The 17,793-nt window shown below is 36.9% G+C and carries 17 protein-coding genes and 1 riboswitch; of the genes, 13 read left to right on the top strand and 4 right to left on the bottom strand.

Annotated elements, in window-relative coordinates:
• Nucleotides 1-106 precede the first annotated feature (106 nt).
• Both O0955_RS07490 and O0955_RS07485 read left to right on the top strand, forming a co-directional pair.
• Nucleotides 107-877: a queuosine precursor transporter gene (locus O0955_RS07490; RefSeq protein WP_269426924.1), complete on the top strand. Its 771-nt coding sequence runs from the start codon at nt 107-109 to the stop codon at nt 875-877.
• A 33-nt stretch (nt 878-910) separates the two neighbouring features.
• The gene (locus tag O0955_RS07485; RefSeq protein ID WP_269426923.1) at nt 911-1,366 is read left to right on the top strand and encodes a DUF4488 domain-containing protein; all 456 of its coding nucleotides are present in this window, start codon (nt 911-913) and stop codon (nt 1,364-1,366) included.
• Between the two features lie 140 nt (nt 1,367-1,506).
• On the opposite strand, the gene O0955_RS07480 is transcribed toward O0955_RS07485, so the two are convergent.
• From O0955_RS07480 to O0955_RS07470, 3 genes are read right to left on the bottom strand one after another with little or no spacing between them, the layout of a single operon-like run.
• Nucleotides 1,507-2,745, bottom strand: coding sequence for a homoserine dehydrogenase (locus O0955_RS07480; protein WP_269426922.1), 1,239 nt, complete (start codon nt 2,743-2,745; stop codon nt 1,507-1,509).
• Between the two features lie 50 nt (nt 2,746-2,795).
• The gene (locus O0955_RS07475) at nt 2,796-3,854 is read right to left on the bottom strand and encodes a homoserine O-acetyltransferase family protein (RefSeq protein WP_269426921.1); all 1,059 of its coding nucleotides are present in this window, start codon (nt 3,852-3,854) and stop codon (nt 2,796-2,798) included.
• Between the two features lie 41 nt (nt 3,855-3,895).
• Nucleotides 3,896-5,227 carry an O-acetylhomoserine aminocarboxypropyltransferase/cysteine synthase family protein gene (locus O0955_RS07470; protein WP_269426920.1) on the bottom strand — a complete coding sequence of 444 codons (1,332 nt, stop codon included), beginning with the start codon at nt 5,225-5,227 and terminating at the stop codon, nt 3,896-3,898.
• A gap of 292 nt (nt 5,228-5,519) precedes the next feature.
• Nucleotides 5,520-5,630: riboswitch (SAM riboswitch) on the bottom strand.
• A 218-nt stretch (nt 5,631-5,848) separates the two neighbouring features.
• On the opposite strand from O0955_RS07470, the gene O0955_RS07465 reads away from it, so the two are divergent.
• A complete protein-coding gene (locus tag O0955_RS07465) occupies nt 5,849-6,856 on the top strand; it encodes a hypothetical protein (protein WP_269426919.1) in 1,008 nt (335 codons plus the stop codon).
• 500 nt (nt 6,857-7,356) lie between these two features.
• Here O0955_RS07465 and O0955_RS07460 read toward each other — a convergent pair whose 3' ends face one another.
• On the bottom strand, nt 7,357-8,472 hold the full coding sequence (locus O0955_RS07460; RefSeq protein ID WP_269426918.1) for a trans-sulfuration enzyme family protein: 1,116 nt from the start codon (nt 8,470-8,472) through the stop codon (nt 7,357-7,359).
• A 122-nt stretch (nt 8,473-8,594) separates the two neighbouring features.
• On the opposite strand from O0955_RS07460, the gene O0955_RS07455 reads away from it, so the two are divergent.
• The 10 genes from O0955_RS07455 (at nt 8,595) to O0955_RS07410 (ending at nt 17,637) form a co-directional block, all read left to right on the top strand.
• Nucleotides 8,595-9,089: a hypothetical protein gene (locus tag O0955_RS07455; protein ID WP_269426917.1), complete on the top strand. Its 495-nt coding sequence runs from the start codon at nt 8,595-8,597 to the stop codon at nt 9,087-9,089.
• A 213-nt stretch (nt 9,090-9,302) separates the two neighbouring features.
• Nucleotides 9,303-10,496 (top strand): aminofutalosine synthase MqnE, encoded by a 1,194-nt coding sequence (mqnE, locus tag O0955_RS07450; RefSeq protein WP_269426916.1) that lies wholly within the window; start codon nt 9,303-9,305, stop codon nt 10,494-10,496.
• Nucleotides 10,497-10,599: 103 nt separating this feature from the next.
• Complete coding sequence (locus tag O0955_RS07445; RefSeq protein ID WP_269426915.1) at nt 10,600-11,226, top strand: histidine phosphatase family protein; 627 nt, start codon at nt 10,600-10,602, stop codon at nt 11,224-11,226.
• A gap of 45 nt (nt 11,227-11,271) precedes the next feature.
• Nucleotides 11,272-11,997 carry a menaquinone biosynthetic enzyme MqnA/MqnD family protein gene (locus O0955_RS07440; RefSeq protein WP_269426914.1) on the top strand — a complete coding sequence of 242 codons (726 nt, stop codon included), beginning with the start codon at nt 11,272-11,274 and terminating at the stop codon, nt 11,995-11,997.
• Nucleotides 11,998-12,167: 170 nt separating this feature from the next.
• Nucleotides 12,168-12,611: a hypothetical protein gene (locus O0955_RS07435; RefSeq protein WP_269426913.1), complete on the top strand. Its 444-nt coding sequence runs from the start codon at nt 12,168-12,170 to the stop codon at nt 12,609-12,611.
• A 64-nt stretch (nt 12,612-12,675) separates the two neighbouring features.
• Nucleotides 12,676-13,077 (top strand): hypothetical protein, encoded by a 402-nt coding sequence (locus O0955_RS07430; protein ID WP_269426912.1) that lies wholly within the window; start codon nt 12,676-12,678, stop codon nt 13,075-13,077.
• 164 nt (nt 13,078-13,241) lie between these two features.
• Nucleotides 13,242-15,854 carry a DNA mismatch repair protein MutS gene (gene mutS, locus O0955_RS07425; RefSeq protein ID WP_269426911.1) on the top strand — a complete coding sequence of 871 codons (2,613 nt, stop codon included), beginning with the start codon at nt 13,242-13,244 and terminating at the stop codon, nt 15,852-15,854.
• Between the two features lie 154 nt (nt 15,855-16,008).
• Nucleotides 16,009-16,518 carry a C40 family peptidase gene (locus O0955_RS07420; RefSeq protein WP_269426910.1) on the top strand — a complete coding sequence of 170 codons (510 nt, stop codon included), beginning with the start codon at nt 16,009-16,011 and terminating at the stop codon, nt 16,516-16,518.
• Nucleotides 16,519-16,553: 35 nt separating this feature from the next.
• On the top strand, nt 16,554-17,024 hold the full coding sequence (locus tag O0955_RS07415; protein ID WP_269426909.1) for a TlpA disulfide reductase family protein: 471 nt from the start codon (nt 16,554-16,556) through the stop codon (nt 17,022-17,024).
• A 7-nt stretch (nt 17,025-17,031) separates the two neighbouring features.
• Nucleotides 17,032-17,637, top strand: a complete 606-nt coding sequence (locus O0955_RS07410; protein WP_269426908.1) for a thioredoxin family protein — start codon at nt 17,032-17,034, stop codon at nt 17,635-17,637.
• The last annotated feature ends 156 nt before the right edge of the window (nt 17,638-17,793 follow it).

Raw genomic sequence — 17,793 nt, 5'->3', positions numbered from 1 at the left:
AAAAATCAAGCGCTTTACTGTAAAATTAGCTTATGACAAATATAGCGTTGCGAAAAAATGGATCGGGTGTGGGTATTTAGCCAATTTATTTATAGTTTTATACACTATGACTTTTAAAACAAAAGAAAGCCGTCTGTTACTCGTTCTTGGGAGTTTTTTCGTTGCAAACGCAATATTGTCAGAATTTATTGGGGTAAAGTTATTCAGTGTAGAAGGTACGCTGGGTATCAAACCCTTTGATATTAATTTGCTTGGCGTTCCGCATCTTTCTTTTCACATGTCAGCAGGGGTATTAACCTGGCCCATCATATTTATCATGACCGATATCATTAATGAATATTTTGGCGTGAAACAGGTTCGGTTTTTATCCATTCTAACCTCCATACTTATTGCTTTTGCATTTTTTGTAGTTTGGGCAGCCATGCATTTGCAGCCTTCTGATTTTTGGATAAATCAACAGGTAAACGGACAGAACTTAAATATGAATAATGCCTTTGCCGGTATTTTCGGGCAAGGTATGTGGATCATTGTAGGCTCTATTACGGCTTTTATGATCGGGCAGCTGGCAGACGTTTTAATATTTCATAAAATCAAAAAAATTACAGGCGAAAGAGCCTTGTGGTTGCGTGCTACAGGTTCAACGTTAATATCTCAACTGATTGATAGTTTTGTAGTTATATTTATTGCCTTCTATTTAAACCCACAATATCATTACAGCTGGCAAATGGTTGGCGCAATTGGTTTGGTTGGGTATACTTACAAATTTATTGTCGCCATTTTAATGACTCCGATTTTATACGTTGTACATGGTATTATTGATGGTTATTTAGGTAAAGATCTGGCACATAAACTTATCAAGATGGCAGGGAGAGGTTGATTATTTCTTTTTAAAACAAAATCCCTATTAAATATGAAACTAAAACTTTTAACCCTTTCAGTCTTTGCCTTTTTCATTTCATGTAAAAGCAAAACTGAAAAAGCAGATGATGCTAAACTACCCATTCAGGGTACCTGGCAACTGATTTCTGGTACAACCATCGAAAATGGAACCAGTAAAACAACTGATTATTCTAAAGATTCCAGAATGATTAAAATTATTAACGATACGCATTTTGCATTTTTAAGGCACAGTACCAATCCAAAAGATACAAATGGCTTTGACGCCGGAGGTGGTCGTTACACACTTGCAGATCAGGAGTATACAGAACATCTTGATTATTATAAAGATAAAAACTGGGAAGGTAAAACCTTTAAATTTAACCTGACTTTAAGCCAGGATACTTTGATCCAAAAAGGAGAAGAAAAGGTTGAAGAGGCCGGTATTAACCGTGTAATTATTGAAAAATACGTAAAGGTTAGACCTTAAAACAAAACACAAAAGGCCGGAATCGCTCCGGCCTTTATGCTTAACAACAAAACAAATAAAAAAATTAACCTTAAAAAACTCTTTTGAGCTTTTATAAAAACCGGATGCGTTATAGCAACGCATCTAATTTGTGCTGTTCCTTACAAAACCGCTTCTTCGTAAGCCTGAGCGGTGATTTTTTCTTCTTTATAAATCTGTCTGCCGGTGTAAGCGATAAACACATTGGCATCTAAAAGCAAATCGCGGTTGGTAATCAAATGTTGAAGTTTAACTGTACCAATTACATATTTAAAGCTGCTGGCGGCATAACGCTCGCTGATGTTATCAAACTCCAACAATTTAATTAAATCCTCATCAGCGTAACGCAAATACACTTCTAACAGAATATTATCTGTATGTTTAACCCCGTTTTCCTGATGATATTTTTTATATTCATAACGGTAATCATAACGTAAAGCCGCAATATCAGATAGTACTGCTGCACCGGTAGGGTGACCACCAGCACCTTTGCCAAAGAAAAATTGTTTATCTGCAAAAGCCGCCTGAACGGTCACTGCATTATATTCGTTCTCCACATTATACAGGAAGTCATCTTTAGCCACCAATTTTGGCAGCACATAAGTAACAATCTGTTTCGTATCTACTTTACGTGCGGTTGGAACCAGCTTGATTTTAAAATTCTTCTCTCTCGCATATTTAATGTCATGGTCAGAAAGGTTTTGAATCCCGATGTTTAAAATTGCATCCGGATTAACAAACAAACCATAAGCATGGGCCGTGGCAATAGCCAATTTATATTTTGGATCGTAACCGCCCACATCCAAAATCGGATCAGTTTCTGCAAAGCCTAAATCCTGAGCTTCTTTTAAAGCCGAATCATAACTTTGGTTATCATTAAAAATTTTCGATAAAATGTAATTCGAAGAACCATTAAAAATGCCGCTCAAAGCATGGAAAAGTTCATTATCATAATATTCTTCTAAATTTCTGATAATTGGAATACTACCACAAACTGCACCTTCATACAGCAGGGAAGTGCCATGTTCTTTTTGCAGGTCTACCAATTCTTTTAAATGCGTAGCGATCATTTTTTTGTTGGCCGATACCACATTTTTACCATTTTTAAGCGCTGTAGTTACAATTTCATACGCTGCATCAGCATCATTTATTAATTCTACGATGGTATTGATTTCCTTGTTATTTAAAATTTCATCACGGTCTGTCGTAAATAAATCTTTATTTAAAGTACGTTTCTTCTTAGGATCTTTTATGGCGATTTTAATGATTTCTAAGTTCAAACTCTGGCTTTGGATAATATCCAATAAACCTTGTCCTACAACCCCAAAACCAAATAATCCGATTTTTAAATTCTTACTCATTATGATATAAATGTTCTTTTGTTATTCAATTGTTTCGTTGCCAAACCACATTAAGCGGTTTGCTGTAATTTGATAATCTTTTTGTTTTTGTGTTCTTTAATAAAGTTGCCGATCACTTTGGTTAAAGCATCCGTTTCAATTAAAAAACCATCATGACCATAGTCAGAATGCAGTGCCGAAAATTCTGCACCAGGAATATGATCTGCCAGATACTTCTGCTCAGAAAGTGGAAATAAGAAGTCATTTTCAATTCCAATAACCAGTGTGTTGGCCTTAATTTGTTTCAAAGCATCCGTAATACTTTTTCTGTTCCGGCCTACATTATGGCTATCCATCGCTTTAGTTAAATAATAGTAACTATATGCATTAAAGCGGTTTATTAATTTTTCGCCCTGGTAGTTTTGGTAAGAAGAAGCACGGTACTGATCTGTTTTATCATTTACACTTTCCACCTGCGTATTGCCGTAGGCATTATAGGTACGGTAGCTTAAAAGTGCAATACTACGGGCGGTTTTTAAACCTTTGCTACCACCATTAGGTTGGTTTGCATAAAAAGTACGATCAGTTGTAATGGCCAAACGCTGACTTTCATTAAAGGCAATTCCCCATGGAGAATGAACCGCATTGGTTGCAATTAAAACCAGGTTTTCAATTTTTGAGGCTTCCAAAATGCTCCATTCTACTGCCTGCTGACCGCCTAACGAACCACCAATTAAAGTGCTGATGTGGTTAATGCCTAAATGTGCAGCCAATAACTGATGCGCAGCGACTAAATCGCGAATGGTAAATTGTGGAAACGACAGATAATATGGCAAGCCATTTACCGGATTGGTGCTTAATGGGCTTGTACTTCCATAGTGCGACCCTAAAACATTGGCACAAACGATATAATGATCGGCTGGGTTAAATAAAGAATTTTGCCCGAATAAGCCTTCCCACCATTCAAATACATCGGCATTTGCTGTTAAAGCATGGCAAACCCAAATTACATTGTCTTTATTAGCATTTAACTTGCCATAAGTTTGATAGGCAATTTGCAGGTTTCGTATTTTTTTTCCGTTTTCTAATTTAAACTGTTTGGGATGTTTATATATAGATTCTGAACTCATTTTCTAAATTGTAATGTTGTTGTTTTGTTGAAATATTTAATTTAGGCCTCTAAGCTGTCAACTTTTACAGCTGCATTTACCGTAGCAAATGCCTGCTCAAAATCCGCTTTTATATCATCTATATGCTCAATACCAACAGATACCCGAAGGGCATTTGGTTTTACACCTGCAGCCAGTTGTTCGGCATCACTTAATTGCTGGTGTGTGGTTGCTGAAGGTTGAATAATCAGCGTTTTAGCATCACCAACATTTGCCAGGTGCGAAACCAGTTTTAAATTATCAATCAGTTGCGTAGCATTTTCTTTGCTGCCATGCAACTCAAAAGATAAAACCGCTCCAAAACCATTACTTAAATATTTCTTGGCTAAATCATTGTATTTACTGCTGGCTAAACCAGGGTAGGCCACTTCTTTTACCGCCGGATGGTTTTCCAGCCAGGTAGCCAGTTCCAACGCATTATCAACATGGCGTTGTACACGAAGCGACAGGGTTTCTAAGCCTTGCAATAATAAAAATGAATTGAAAGGAGATAAAGCAGGACCTAAATCTCTTAAACCCTCTACGCGTGCACGGATAATGAACTGAATGTTACCAAAAGGTCCACCGATGCCAAAAACATCATTAAAAACCAAACCATGGTAACCTTCAGAAGGTTCGGTAAACTGAGGGAATTTTCCATTACCCCAATTGTAATTTCCACCATCAACAATAACACCGCCAATGCTGGTTCCATGTCCGCCAATCCATTTTGTAGCCGATTCTACCACAATGTTGGCCCCATGTTCCAGTGGCTTAAATAAATAACCACCCGCACCAAATGTATTGTCAACAATCAGGGGAATATCGTATTTCTTTGCAATTACAGCTATCTTTTCAAAATCAGGAATACTGAATGCAGGATTTCCAATGGTTTCCAGGTAAATGGCTTTTGTTTTATCGGTTATTTTTGCTTCAAAGTCTTCAGGCTGATCCGGATTTGCAAAATCGACCTGAATGCCTAAACGCTTAAATGCAACTTTAAATTGATTGTAGGTACCACCATAAACATGTGACGATGAAACCAAATGATCGCCTGCTTCTAAAATATTGTGTAAAGCAATAAATTGTGCCGCCTGACCTGATGCTACAGCCAAGGCTGCAACTCCACCTTCTAAAGCGGCAATTCTCTTTTCAAAAACATCGGTTGTTGGATTCATTAACCGGGTATAAATATTACCAAATTCTTTTAAGGCAAATAAGTTGGCGCCATGCTCGGCATTTTTAAAGCCGTAAGAAGTTGTTTGGTAAATTGGAACAGCTCTAGATCCTGTTGTAGGGTCTATTTCCTGACCAGCGTGTAATTGTAAGGTTTCAAATTTATATGTAGCAGACATGATAATTAAGGTTAAATTTTGTAACTGAATGACTAAATGTTGTTAGATAATGCAGACAAAGAATTTCTTTGAACCTGACACAATCCTTTCATGCGTACCCTCAGTTTTGAGGGCCTTCCAGTTTGACAGCATACAAAAGGGAAGATTTTTAAATTACTGTATGCAACAGCACATACAGGCAATAAATTGCATGCGGCAACAAATAGAAGAAGAAGCATAGAAATTTCCTGCCTTCTTAAGGTTTAAACCGGGTTCGCTTAGCGATTGAAGATTTAATGTTTTCATCAGTTCCAATTTATATTTCCAAATAACACCATGTTATCCGGTCAGGAATTGGCACCTTCTCTTTCTGAGGGTTGCCAGTGGGTCAAAGAGCCTGTCTCTCGCCACTTCTTTATAAATCAACCTGTGTTACGGATTGACTTTTATTTAGCTTTTCGCCAAATAATATTTTCAAATGTCTGAATTATTTTTCAATGTGCAAAATATAATTCTGAAAATTAATTAACTTTTTGAAAATCAGCATGGTATTTTTATTCGAAATGCAATAAAACGATAACATCATATAACTTAATGGTTAAAACTTTACTTTTACATTAAACCAGTATAACCTATCTGATTATGAAAAAAATAAATAACGGCATTATTATTTTGTTTCTTTTAATGGCTATTTCCGGTCAGGCTTATGCCCAGTTTGGTGCATTAAAAGATAAATTACTAAAAGCAGGTGCAGCACAGGGCGCAAAAGCACTTGGTGTAGATAAATTTTTAAAGCAGCCGGCAGCTATAACCACTTCTTTTGAAGATGTAAACCGTGATGGTTCCAAAATGCCCGATTTTATGGCTTCTGAAAAAGTACAACCCTTGTATTTATTGCCAAAAGCACCTACCGGAGGTTTTGTACTTTGTGCGGGTTTGTACGAAATGACTAATAAGAGTTATTGTTTAAAGGCCGGAACTTACGCCCCATCAAAGGGAGATGGTTATATGTATGCACCGGTTTTAGGTTCGAAAGAACAAATAGTGATTTCTATTTTAAAGAGTGCCGAAAAGCATCCCGAAGTAGAACAACATGATATACAAGCTTTATTATGGACCATTATTGCCAGAACAAAATTTGCTGATTACTCTGGTACCATTAAATTAACCGCTATAAAATTGTTAACCCCAACCCAATTAACCCAATTGGAAGGTGGTGCACTGGGCGTTTTGCCTTTTGATGTGATGCAAAAAGCTAAAGATCAGTTGCCACAAGGGATTCAGGCGGTGTTTGAAGCCGAAAATAACATCCGCCAACTGGTTTCATCCGGAAACTATACCTATGCTGAGTTGGAAAGCTATGCAATTGTAGCAGGTATGGCTGCCCCGCGAAACGATGTGCCAAGCGGCATCTGGACATTGCACCCTGATGGCTACTATATTCGTTATATTCCTTCCGGTTATTCGGTTACCAAAGTGCAGGTTTATGTGCCTAAAGAATTGGTGGCCAACGGAAATAAAATTATTTACGATGCAGCCGGCGATATTGCCTGTCCCGCAAATACGGGTGCACAACGTTTAGCGCAAACTAATGAGCCATTAAATCCTGATTATAAATTGAAGTTAACTACAATCTGTTCTCCAAAATAAGATCCGGTTTTATAGCATAATTAAATAGTTATTACTTTAAACCTGTCGAAGACTATACTTACGAGTAGTCGTCATTGCGAGGCACGAAGCAATCTCATTTAAATTCAGTACTGATTATAGAATTGTACTGAAAGATTAGTCTGTTAATGTGAGCCTATCACAAATCGTATTAAGAGTTTTACTTTTTTTAAGTAAAGGCAGTACAGTAATTCTTTTGTTAAAGCAGTCCCGCTTTTCGCTATATCCCCGAAAAAAAAGCCGGGGGATGCCGCTTCAATCAGGTTTAAATAATGCAGGGTAGTACGAGAAACTTAAAACGACCGTCATTGTGGGGAACAAAACATGGTACCTAAACCCGATCTGAGTGGATGTGCCGATTTTTCATCGGTACAGCAACGGGAGCGGGGCTGCTGTTAGCTAAGTATCACAGGCCTTTCATTTCCAAATCTTTAAAGCATTTTGCATCTCTCCAGCTAAACCAGGCATCCTGAAGTAATGATTTACCCCAAAGCCTGTTCCAGATCTGCAATTAAATCATCAATATGCTCCAGTCCGGCTGAAACCCGGATCAATGTTTTTGGTGTCTTAGTATCAGGACCTTCAACAGATGCACGATGCTCAATTAAACTCTCTACACCACCTAAACTGGTTGCCTGTGCAAATAATTTTACCTTATTTACCACCTTTTTAGCCATTTTACCATCACCTTTAACTAAAAAAGAAAGCATGCCGCCAAAATCTTTCATTTGTTTTTTAGCTATATCATGTTGTGGGTGACTGCTTAAACCCGGATAGTAAACATCAACAACCTGAGCATGATTTTTAAGAAATTCAGCCAGTTTCTTGCCATTTTCGCAATGACCTTTCATTCTGTAAGCCAAAGTTTTAATGCTACGGGTCAGTAAAAAACAATCAAAAGGTGAAGGCACAGCACCACCAATTTGTTGTACATTTTTAATCACTTCCCAAAGTGCATCTTTTTTGGCCGTAATTAAAACACCACCTAAAATATCGCTATGGCCGCCTAAATATTTAGTGCTGCTGTGCATTACAATATCAGCACCCAAAAGAATAGGGTTTTGTAAAATAGGCGAAGCAAAAGTACTGTCGCAAGCAAAAGTAATTTGAGCAGCTTTGGCAATTTTAGCAATAGCCTCAATATCGGTAACCTTTAATAATGGATTAGAAGGTGTTTCAACCCATATTAATTTGGTGTTTGGTTTTATAGAAGCCTGTACCAGTTTTAAATCAGTTTGATCGATAAAATCAAATTCTAAGATATCTGCAAAAATACTAAGCAATTGTTTTTTAAAGCCCCAATACATATCATCTGGTGCAATAATATGGCTGCCAGGTTTAAGCGATTGAAAAAGTGCCATACCTGCAGTATTGCCTGAAGAGAAAGCAGCAGCATCTTCGCCAAACTCCAATTGAGCAATAGTGTTTTCTAAAGCAGAACGATTTGGATTGCTTACTCTGCTATACATGTGTCCGCCAGGATATGCACCATCCTCATCCCGAAAAAAAGTTGTAGATAAACTTATTGGAAGCGTTACATCTCCGGTTGCACTTTTAACCAGATTAGAAGCGTGTATAGCAAGGGTTTCGGGTTTCATCGTTATTTAATTTAGGGGAAAAGTTTAGGGCTGCAATTTAATAATTTGATGGTAAATTTTATTTGTCCATTTGTTTTGGCAGGATTTATGTGTTTAGTTTGACGAAAATAAAATTAAACAACATGAAAAGATTATTTATAGCTATTGCAATAGCATGTTCTACATTAGTAATGTTACAAAGCTGCAATACTGCAAAAAGAGTAACTGCTGGTGTAACAGGTAGCAGAGGTACAGTAGTTCGCGACTGGGTAGTAACCAACGTAACACTGGAAGGTTTACCTGATGGCGCAGTTCAGGGTTTATTCGGCGAAAAATCATATAAATGTTTTCAGGGCAGTACCTGGCACTTAACCAATAGTGGTAATGGCTCTTATACTTTACCGGCATCAAGTACTTGTGGTTCGGTAATGCAAACTATTTTCTGGTCTGCAGCACCTAAAGATCAAACTTTTCAGTTCAAAAAAATATACGAAGGCGATAAAGCTAAAAACGTAACAGAAGGTTATCGTTTAGTTTTAAGTGATTTATCAAGCACCAATATGGTTTTAAAATCGCCTATTGAGTTTGGTGGAAAAACTGCAAATATTGTTTTAACATTTGCGCCGCAAACAAATTAATAAATACCTGTGAAAAACATAATATTAAAGGCACTTCTGAAAAGAGGTGCTTTTTTTGTTAATAGTATTTGATTTGTTTGCCACAGAAACGTTTTCTACCTTCCTGTGGTTAAATAGTATTGCAGCAATTAAACTGCACTAAATGTCGTTTGTTACAAGAAAATGATTTTCAAATCCCCTCAATATTGTATTTTTGTTCAAAATAAATCAGGAATGAATACAACTGAGCAGGTTGAAAAAATATTAGCTGATACAAAATTATCAACTGAACTACAAAACATAGCATACAAAGTTCTTCACGGAGCACGCATTACCTTTGATGAGGGTGTTTACCTGTACGAACATGCCGAATTAGGTTACCTGGGTATTCTGGCTAACTTTATCAGAGAGAAAAAACATGGCGATACCACTTACTTTAACCGTAACTTCCATTTAGAGCCAACCAATCTTTGTGTTTACGATTGTAAATTCTGTTCTTATTCTAAACTTATCAAGCAAAAAGAAGAGGGATGGGCATTAACAATGGATCAGATGCTTGATATTGTTAAAAAATACGATAATGAGCCCGTAACCGAAGTGCACATTGTAGGTGGTGTACTGCCCCAGTACGATGTGGCCTTTTATTCGGCCTTATTTACCGCAATTAAACAGCATCGGCCAGAATTGCATGTTAAAGCTTTAACCCCTGTAGAATATCATTATATATTTAAAAAGGCCAAAATAGATTATGCCACCGGAATGAAACTGATGAAAGAAGCCGGACTGGAATCTATGCCTGGTGGTGGAGCAGAAATTTTTCATCCTGAAGTAAGGGATTTAATTGCCAAAGATAAATGTACCGGCGAACAATGGCTGGCTATACACGAAGAATGGCATAAACTCGGTATGAGAAGTAATGCAACCATGCTTTATGGCCATATAGAAAAATTCTGGCATCGTGTGGATCATATGGAAAAACTGCGTGAATTACAAGACAGAACAAGTGGTTTTCAAACTTTTATTCCTTTAAAATTTAGAAATCAGCACAACCAAATGTCTAATGTACCCGAATCTTCTGTGATCGAAGATTTAAGGAATTATGCCATTGCCCGTATTTATATGGATAATTTCGACCACATTAAAGCTTATTGGGCGATGATTAGTCGCGAAACCGCACAGTTATCGCTTAATTACGGAGTGGATGATATAGATGGTACCTTAGATGATACTACTAAAATTTATTCAATGGCAGGAGCCGAAGAGCAAACACCAGCCATGAGTACACAAGAATTGGTTAATTTAATTAAGCAGGTAGGACGGAAAGCGGTAGAACGCGATACGCTTTACAATGTGGTTACCGACTTTGAAAACGTTGTTTTTGAAGAAGAAAAAAAGCCACAGTACTATAAATTACCCGTTATTAATTAATTCAAAATTATTTAAAGATTAAAGTCAATCTGAGCCTGCCGAAGGTCATCTTTTAATATTTACGCATAAATTACCTTTGGCAAGCTCATCCTGACTACATCTAATGAAAGAAATATACATCATCCGTCACGGCGAAACCGAATTGAACAGACAAGGCATTGTACAGGGCAGAGGCATTAACTCAGATTTAAATGATTTGGGCAGGGCACAGGCGGAGGCATTTTATCAAACCTATAAAAACATTTCTTTCGATAAAATTTATACCTCTACGCTTAAACGTACCCATCAAACGGTACAAAAATTTATAGATGCTGGTTTACCCTGGGAACAGTTATCCGGTTTGGATGAGCTTGCCTGGGGCATTTGGGAGGGTAAAGCGAATACTGAAGATGCCCGCGACGCATTTAGAGAAATGTTGCAATGTTGGCAGGATGGCAATTATACCGCTCATTTTGAAGGTGGAGAAAGTGTGCAGGATGTATATGAACGGTTAAAAGAACCCATGCAGCTATTGGCTTCGAGACCGCAGGAGCAAACCGTGTTACTTTGTATGCATGGCAGGGCGATGCGGGTTTTTCTTTGCCTGCTTACCGGCAAACCATTAAGCGAAATGACTGAATTTCCACATCAAAATACGGTTTTATATAAACTAGGTTATGAAAATGGAAAATTTGATATTATTGATTTTAATAGTGCAGTACATTTAGATCAGTTGCAAAACGCACAATAAGAAATTGCTTCATCTGGAAACAGATATTATTAAACACACAACACCTTGAATAAGATTAAAATTTCGGCAGTTAATTACACCAACACCAAAGCATTTATTTACGGAATAGAACATTCTGATATCATTAATAAAATAGATTTAAGCTTAGATATTCCTTCAGATTGTGCCGCTAAAATAATTAACGGTCAGGTAGATATTGGTTTAATGCCTGTAGCCGCAATTCCTTTGGTACCCAATGCCAATATTGTAGCTAATTATTGTATTGGCAGTGATGGTGCCGTAAACTCCGTGTTTATTTTTAGCGATGTGCCCGTTAATGAAATCAAAACTCTGAAATTAGATTTACATTCACGCACTTCAAATAACCTGGCTAAAGTACTGCTTAAGTTCTTCTGGAAACTGGATGTTGAATTCACAACCGATCAAACGGCTAAAAGTGATGCAATTGTTTTAATTGGTGATAGAACCTTCGGCAAAAAGGGCGATTATGCTTACGTGTACGATATGGGCGAAGAATGGAAAAATTTTACCGGATTGCCTTTTATGTACGCCGCATGGGTAGCCAATAAAGATATTCCTCAAGCTTTTAAAGATGAATTTAATACAGCCCTAAAATTTGGCTTAGACCATCGCAAAGAAGTGCTGGCTGGACTGCCGCAAAACCCGAACTTCGATTTAGATGATTACCTGTACCATAAACTACAATTTGAAGTTACAACAGACAGAAAAAAAGCAATGGAATTGTTTTTAAGTTATATTGCCCAATTGTAATATCTATATTTATCCACAGAACTTATTATTTTTTCAAACTGTCAATTTGATTTTTATGATTGGTGTAGAGGTGATATACACGCATCAGTGAAGGGGGTACCTTAAGGAAAAAATATTAAATAAATTATACTTTAATCTAAAATACCAGTGATATCCAATTTGTAAATAATATGAATAAGACCCCTTTTTTCATAATACTTATAGTGCTTGCCATATTGGGATATATGGGATATGGCTACATTGACCAGAAAAGTAAGGATGATCAGTTTCAAACAGCATGCGAAAAAAATCCGAATATCCACACATTCTTAACGTTCGCAGTGAAACAAACAGAAAACTCAAATCAGATCGACGTACAGCTAAAAGATAATAAAGGTAAAATAATACTAAACAAAATACTGTATGATACTCAAGAGGTTAATGAATTTAAATATGAGGGTAGCTTTTCCGTTCAGGATACGATAAAACTTGTTTACAATAAAAAAGTATATAAAATTTATGGTTTCAGACATCATTCAGTAGTTATCAATGAAAAAAAAGGACCTGAATGTCAGTATAAGGGAGCTTTTATCAATGGGAAATGGAACGAGGGCACCGTATTTGACCTCAATTAAATAATTTTTTAATTAGTTATTGTTCTGAGCAATCCAAAACTAATAACTCTAACTACAATAAAACATGAAAATCCTAACGCTCTACGGTGATTCCGGTAAAGGAAAAACCACCACATTAAATATCGTTTACGACATGCTTATTAAAACAGGTGTAGTACCAGGTATTAAAACACAATTAGGAGCCAATTCTAATGATTTTTCAGTTATAGTTACGTACAAAGGTCAACAAGTTGCTTTTTACACTATGGGCGATTACTCTGGGGCATTAATAGAGGCAATAAGGTACTATAGCGGCTTAAAAGTAGATACTCTAATATGCGCCTGTAATAACAAGCTGGTTAAACCTCCAAAAGAAATTGCTAAATATTCAGGGCCTCCATTATTTCTTAAAACACTGGCCACAAATCATGTAGCCCGTTTAACTGCTAACACGGCTGATGCAAATACAATTTTTGCTGCCATTTAGTAAACAGGCAACATTAAGTAAATAAGTTTAATTAGAATTTGGTTGTTCATATTCAGATATGAATTCTCTCTTTTATTCCTCCACAATCTTTTAACTTTTCAACAAAATCTTTATACAACCGTTAAACCTGCTATCTTTATGGCTTTTGTAAATTAATTTCAGTTTTGGCTAAAGACACGAATAAAGAAACCCCATTAATGCAACAATACAATGCCATTAAAGCAAAGTATCCCGGTGCATTATTATTATTTAGAGTAGGCGATTTTTATGAAACCTTTGGCGAAGATGCCGTTAAAACAGCTCAGATTTTAGGCATTGTATTAACCCGCAGAGGAACAGGCCCAAATGGGGGTGCTTTAGAACTGGCAGGCTTTCCACACCATTCATTAGATAACTATTTATCCAAGCTGGTTAGAGCCGGACAAAGGGTTGCCATCTGCGATCAGCTGGAAGATCCAAAAACCACCAAAACCATTGTAAAACGGGGCGTAACCGAATTGGTAACGCCGGGCGTAGCCTATGGCGATAATATTGTTAATCAAAAATCAAATAACTATTTAGCCGCCGTTTACTTTGATAAAACGCAAATTGGTGTTTCCTTTTTAGACATTTCAACCGGTGAATTTTTAATTGCACAAGGCAACAGTGATTATATAGATAAGCTTTTGCAAGGCTTTAAACCTTCGGAAGTTATTTTTCAGAAATCTAAACGTCAGGTATTTACCGAACAATTTGGAGATCGTTTTTATACTTTTGGTTTGGATGAATGGCCTTTTACTGCTGATTATGGTAATGAAACCTTAACCAAACATTTTGAAGTAACCTCCTTAAAAGGCTTCGGTATAGATCGTTTGCAAAGTGGCATTGTTGCTGCCGGTGTAATTTTACACTATTTAGGCGAAACCGAACACCGTAATTTGCAACACATTACGTCGATAAGCAGGATAGAAGAAGACAAATACATGTGGCTGGATCGTTTTACCATCCGCAACCTGGAATTGGTTAACTCTGCCAATGATAATGCCGTTACCCTATTCGATATTTTAGATCAAACCTGTACACCCATGGGGGCCCGTTTGCTTCAAAAGTGGATCATAATGCCTTTAAAGGAGCTTAAACCAATTGAAGAGCGTTTAGGAATGGTCGATTTTTTTGTGAAACACGATGAACTTCAGCAGGAGTTTTTAACGCATATTAAACAAATTGGTGATTTAGAAAGATTAATTTCCAAGGTTGGTTTACAGCGTGTTGGCCCGAGAGAATTGATGCAGCTTAAAAGGGCTTTAACGCATATCGAAGCTGTTAAAACCTTAGGTGCAGCCTCTAAAAATCCTTTTTTAATTAAACTTGCCGATCAGTTAAACCCCTGTATTGCCATTCGCGAAAAGATAGAAAGAGAATTACAGGCTGATCCGCCGGCATTGCTCATTAAAGGAAATGTAATTGCCGATGGTATTGATGAAGATTTAGACCGTTTACGCAAAATTGCTTTCGGTGGTAAAGATTATCTGGTACAGATTCAGAAACGTGAAGCAGAAGCAACCGGAATACCATCTTTAAAAATAGCTTTTAACAATGTATTCGGTTATTATTTAGAAGTAACCCATACCCATAAAGATAAAGTCCCCGAAGGCTGGATTCGTAAACAAACTTTGGTTAATGCAGAACGCTACATTACACCCGAGTTGAAAGAATACGAAGATCAGATTTTAGGTGCCGAAGAAAAGATACAGCAAATTGAAGTTCGTTTATACAACGAATTAATGTATCAAACTGCAGGATACATTAAACCCATCCAGCTCAACTCATTTTTAATTGCCCAACTGGATTGCTTGCTGTGTTTTGCAAGTCTTGCGGTTAAAAATCATTACTCCAAGCCAAAAATGAGCACTACTAAAGTGCTGGATATTAAAGGCGGCCGTCACCCGGTAATTGAAAAACAGTTACCCGTAGGGCAGGAGTACATTACAAACGACGTTTACCTCGATACTGAAAGTCAGCAGATTATTATGATTACCGGTCCCAATATGGCAGGTAAGTCAGCTATTTTAAGGCAAACTGCACTTATTGTACTCATGTCTCAAATGGGTTGTTTCGTTCCTGCAAAAGAGGCTGAAGTAGGATTGGTGGATAAGATTTTCACCCGTGTAGGCGCCTCGGATAACATTTCATCAGGAGAAAGTACGTTTATGGTGGAGATGAATGAAACGGCCAGTATTCTAAATAACATTTCTGATGACAGTTTAATCCTTTTAGACGAAATTGGTCGTGGTACCAGTACTTACGACGGGATTTCTATTGCCTGGGCTATTGCAGAGTTTCTGCACCAGCATCCAACATCTCGTCCTAAAACCTTATTTGCTACCCATTACCACGAATTAAACGAGTTGGCCAACACCATGCCCCGCATTAAGAATTTTAATGTATCAGTAAAAGAAATGGCTAATAAAGTGATCTTTTTAAGAAAGTTAGTTCCAGGAGGTAGCGAACATAGTTTTGGTATTCATGTCGCAAAAATGGCGGGTATGCCAACAAAACTGATTCAGCGGGCCAATGAAATTTTAAAGAAATTAGAAATAGACAGGACCGAAGGACAGAGCATTAAAGACAGTATTAAAAAAGTACAGAACCAGGCATACCAATTGCAAATGTTTGCAGTAGATGATCCTGTGTTGATTAAAATCCGTGATACGCTCAATAATTTAGATGTAAATGCGTTAACTCCGGTAGAAGCGCTGCTAAAGCTGGATGAAATCCAAAGGCTGATCAAGAATTAGAAAAGTTTAATTCATTGCCTCATGCTGAACCCGTTTCAGCATCTGTTGTAAATAGAAATACCCATCACAGCAAACCTGTCATTCTTGAGCTTGTCTAAGGATGTAGATTTAGCAGAGACTAAAGTTAAAATCATGCCGGACAACTTATTATAATATGATACAAAGAACCCTAAACCTCAAACCTCACATCTTTTACCTTATAGCAACTATGCTGATCCTTTCTTCTTGCGGTTCAAGGAAGTATACAGTTAAAACAGATACTAAAGCCTCAAAAGCTGCCGATGCTATGGCAAATTTAAAAAGTAAACCACTTTATCGTTTCATTACCGACTGGACAGGTGTCAGGTATCGGTTAGGTGGTTTGGATAAAAATGGAATAGACTGTTCGGGTTTTGCTTTTTTGCTCGAAAAGGAAATTTATGGTAAAACATTACCGAGAATCTCCCGTGATCAGGCCAATGTAGTCCGTTCTAAAGACGTAAATAATTTGCAGGAAGGCGATTTGCTCTTTTTCTCTTTTGGAGGCAACAATGTAGATCATGTAGGCGTTTATTTAAATAATGGCTTTTTTGTACATGCATCAACCACAAGGGGGGTAATTGTCGATGATCTGACCTTACCGGCTTATCAAAAAGTTTTGGTGAAATCAGGCTCAATCAATTAAAAATTACCTGAAACTACAGTATACAGGAAGAAAATATGATTCGTTTATTTTTTATAGTTTGTTTATATTTAATGAGTTATCAGGCTTCTTCTCAGGTAAGGATGATCACTTTAAACGATTTGGATAAACGCATGGCTGGTGGAAAAGACACCACTTATGTCATTAATTTTTGGGCAACCTGGTGCTCGCCATGTGTGGCAGAACTTCCAAATTTTGAAAAATTGCGTGTGGAAAATGCAAAAAAGCCTGTAAAAGTGATATTGATTAGCCTGGATTTTAAATCGAAATTACAGAAAGAAGTAATTCCTTTTATTAAGACAAATAAAATAAAAGCCGAAGTTTTTTTACTGAATGAACCCGATCAACAGCAATATATAGAACGAATAGATAAAAAATGGACTGGAGCAATACCGGCCACACTATTTGTTAATCATAAAAACAGGCGCTTTTACGAAAAGGAATTTACCTATCCGGAACTAAAAGAAACGTTGTTAAATTTTAAATAGAAAAGTTATGAAAAAGCTGTTTTTAATTGGATTAATGCTTATTTCTTATGCTGCATTTAGTCAAACTGAAGGTTATAAGATTGGTGATGTTGTAAAAGATTTCAGTTTAAAAAATATAAACAATAAAAATCTGAGTCTCGCTGATTTCAAAGATGCAAAAGGGTTTATAATTGTTTTTACCTGTAATACCTGCCCGGTGGCTAAAGCTTATCAGGAACGCGTAGCCGAATTAAATGTTGATTATGCATCAAAAGGTTATCCGGTGATTGCCATCAATCCTAACGATGCTGAAGCTGTACCTGATGAAAGCTTTGAAAAGATGCAGGCACTGGCGAAAGAAAAGAATTTTCTTTTTCCTTATTTACTGGATCCTGACCACATAGTAACCAAACAGTTTGGTGCAAGCAGAACGCCACATGTTTTTGTACTCAATAAAACAGATAAAGGCAACATTGTTGAATATATTGGCGCTATTGATAATGATCCCGAGGTTGAAAATGCGGGCAGGACAAATTATGTTAAAAATGCAATATCAGATCTTTCTGCAGGTAAAAAACCAGTAATAGCTTCTACCAAAGCAATAGGTTGCGGTATTAAATGGAAAAAGGGATAACTGCTATCCCTTTTATAAATTAAATTGTTAATCCTTAATGGGTTGCTGCAGCTATTGTTCCCAGTTGTCATCTGTTTTAACGGCTTCAATTTTAGTATTTTATGCTTTAGTTAAGTCACAAAATTCAACTATAAATAGAATGTGATTTAATTATGA

This window comes from Pedobacter punctiformis (assembly GCF_027213715.1).
Taxonomy (GTDB): Bacteria; Bacteroidota; Bacteroidia; order Sphingobacteriales; family Sphingobacteriaceae; genus Pedobacter; species Pedobacter punctiformis.
This window is presented reverse-complemented; position numbering and strand designations above follow the sequence as displayed.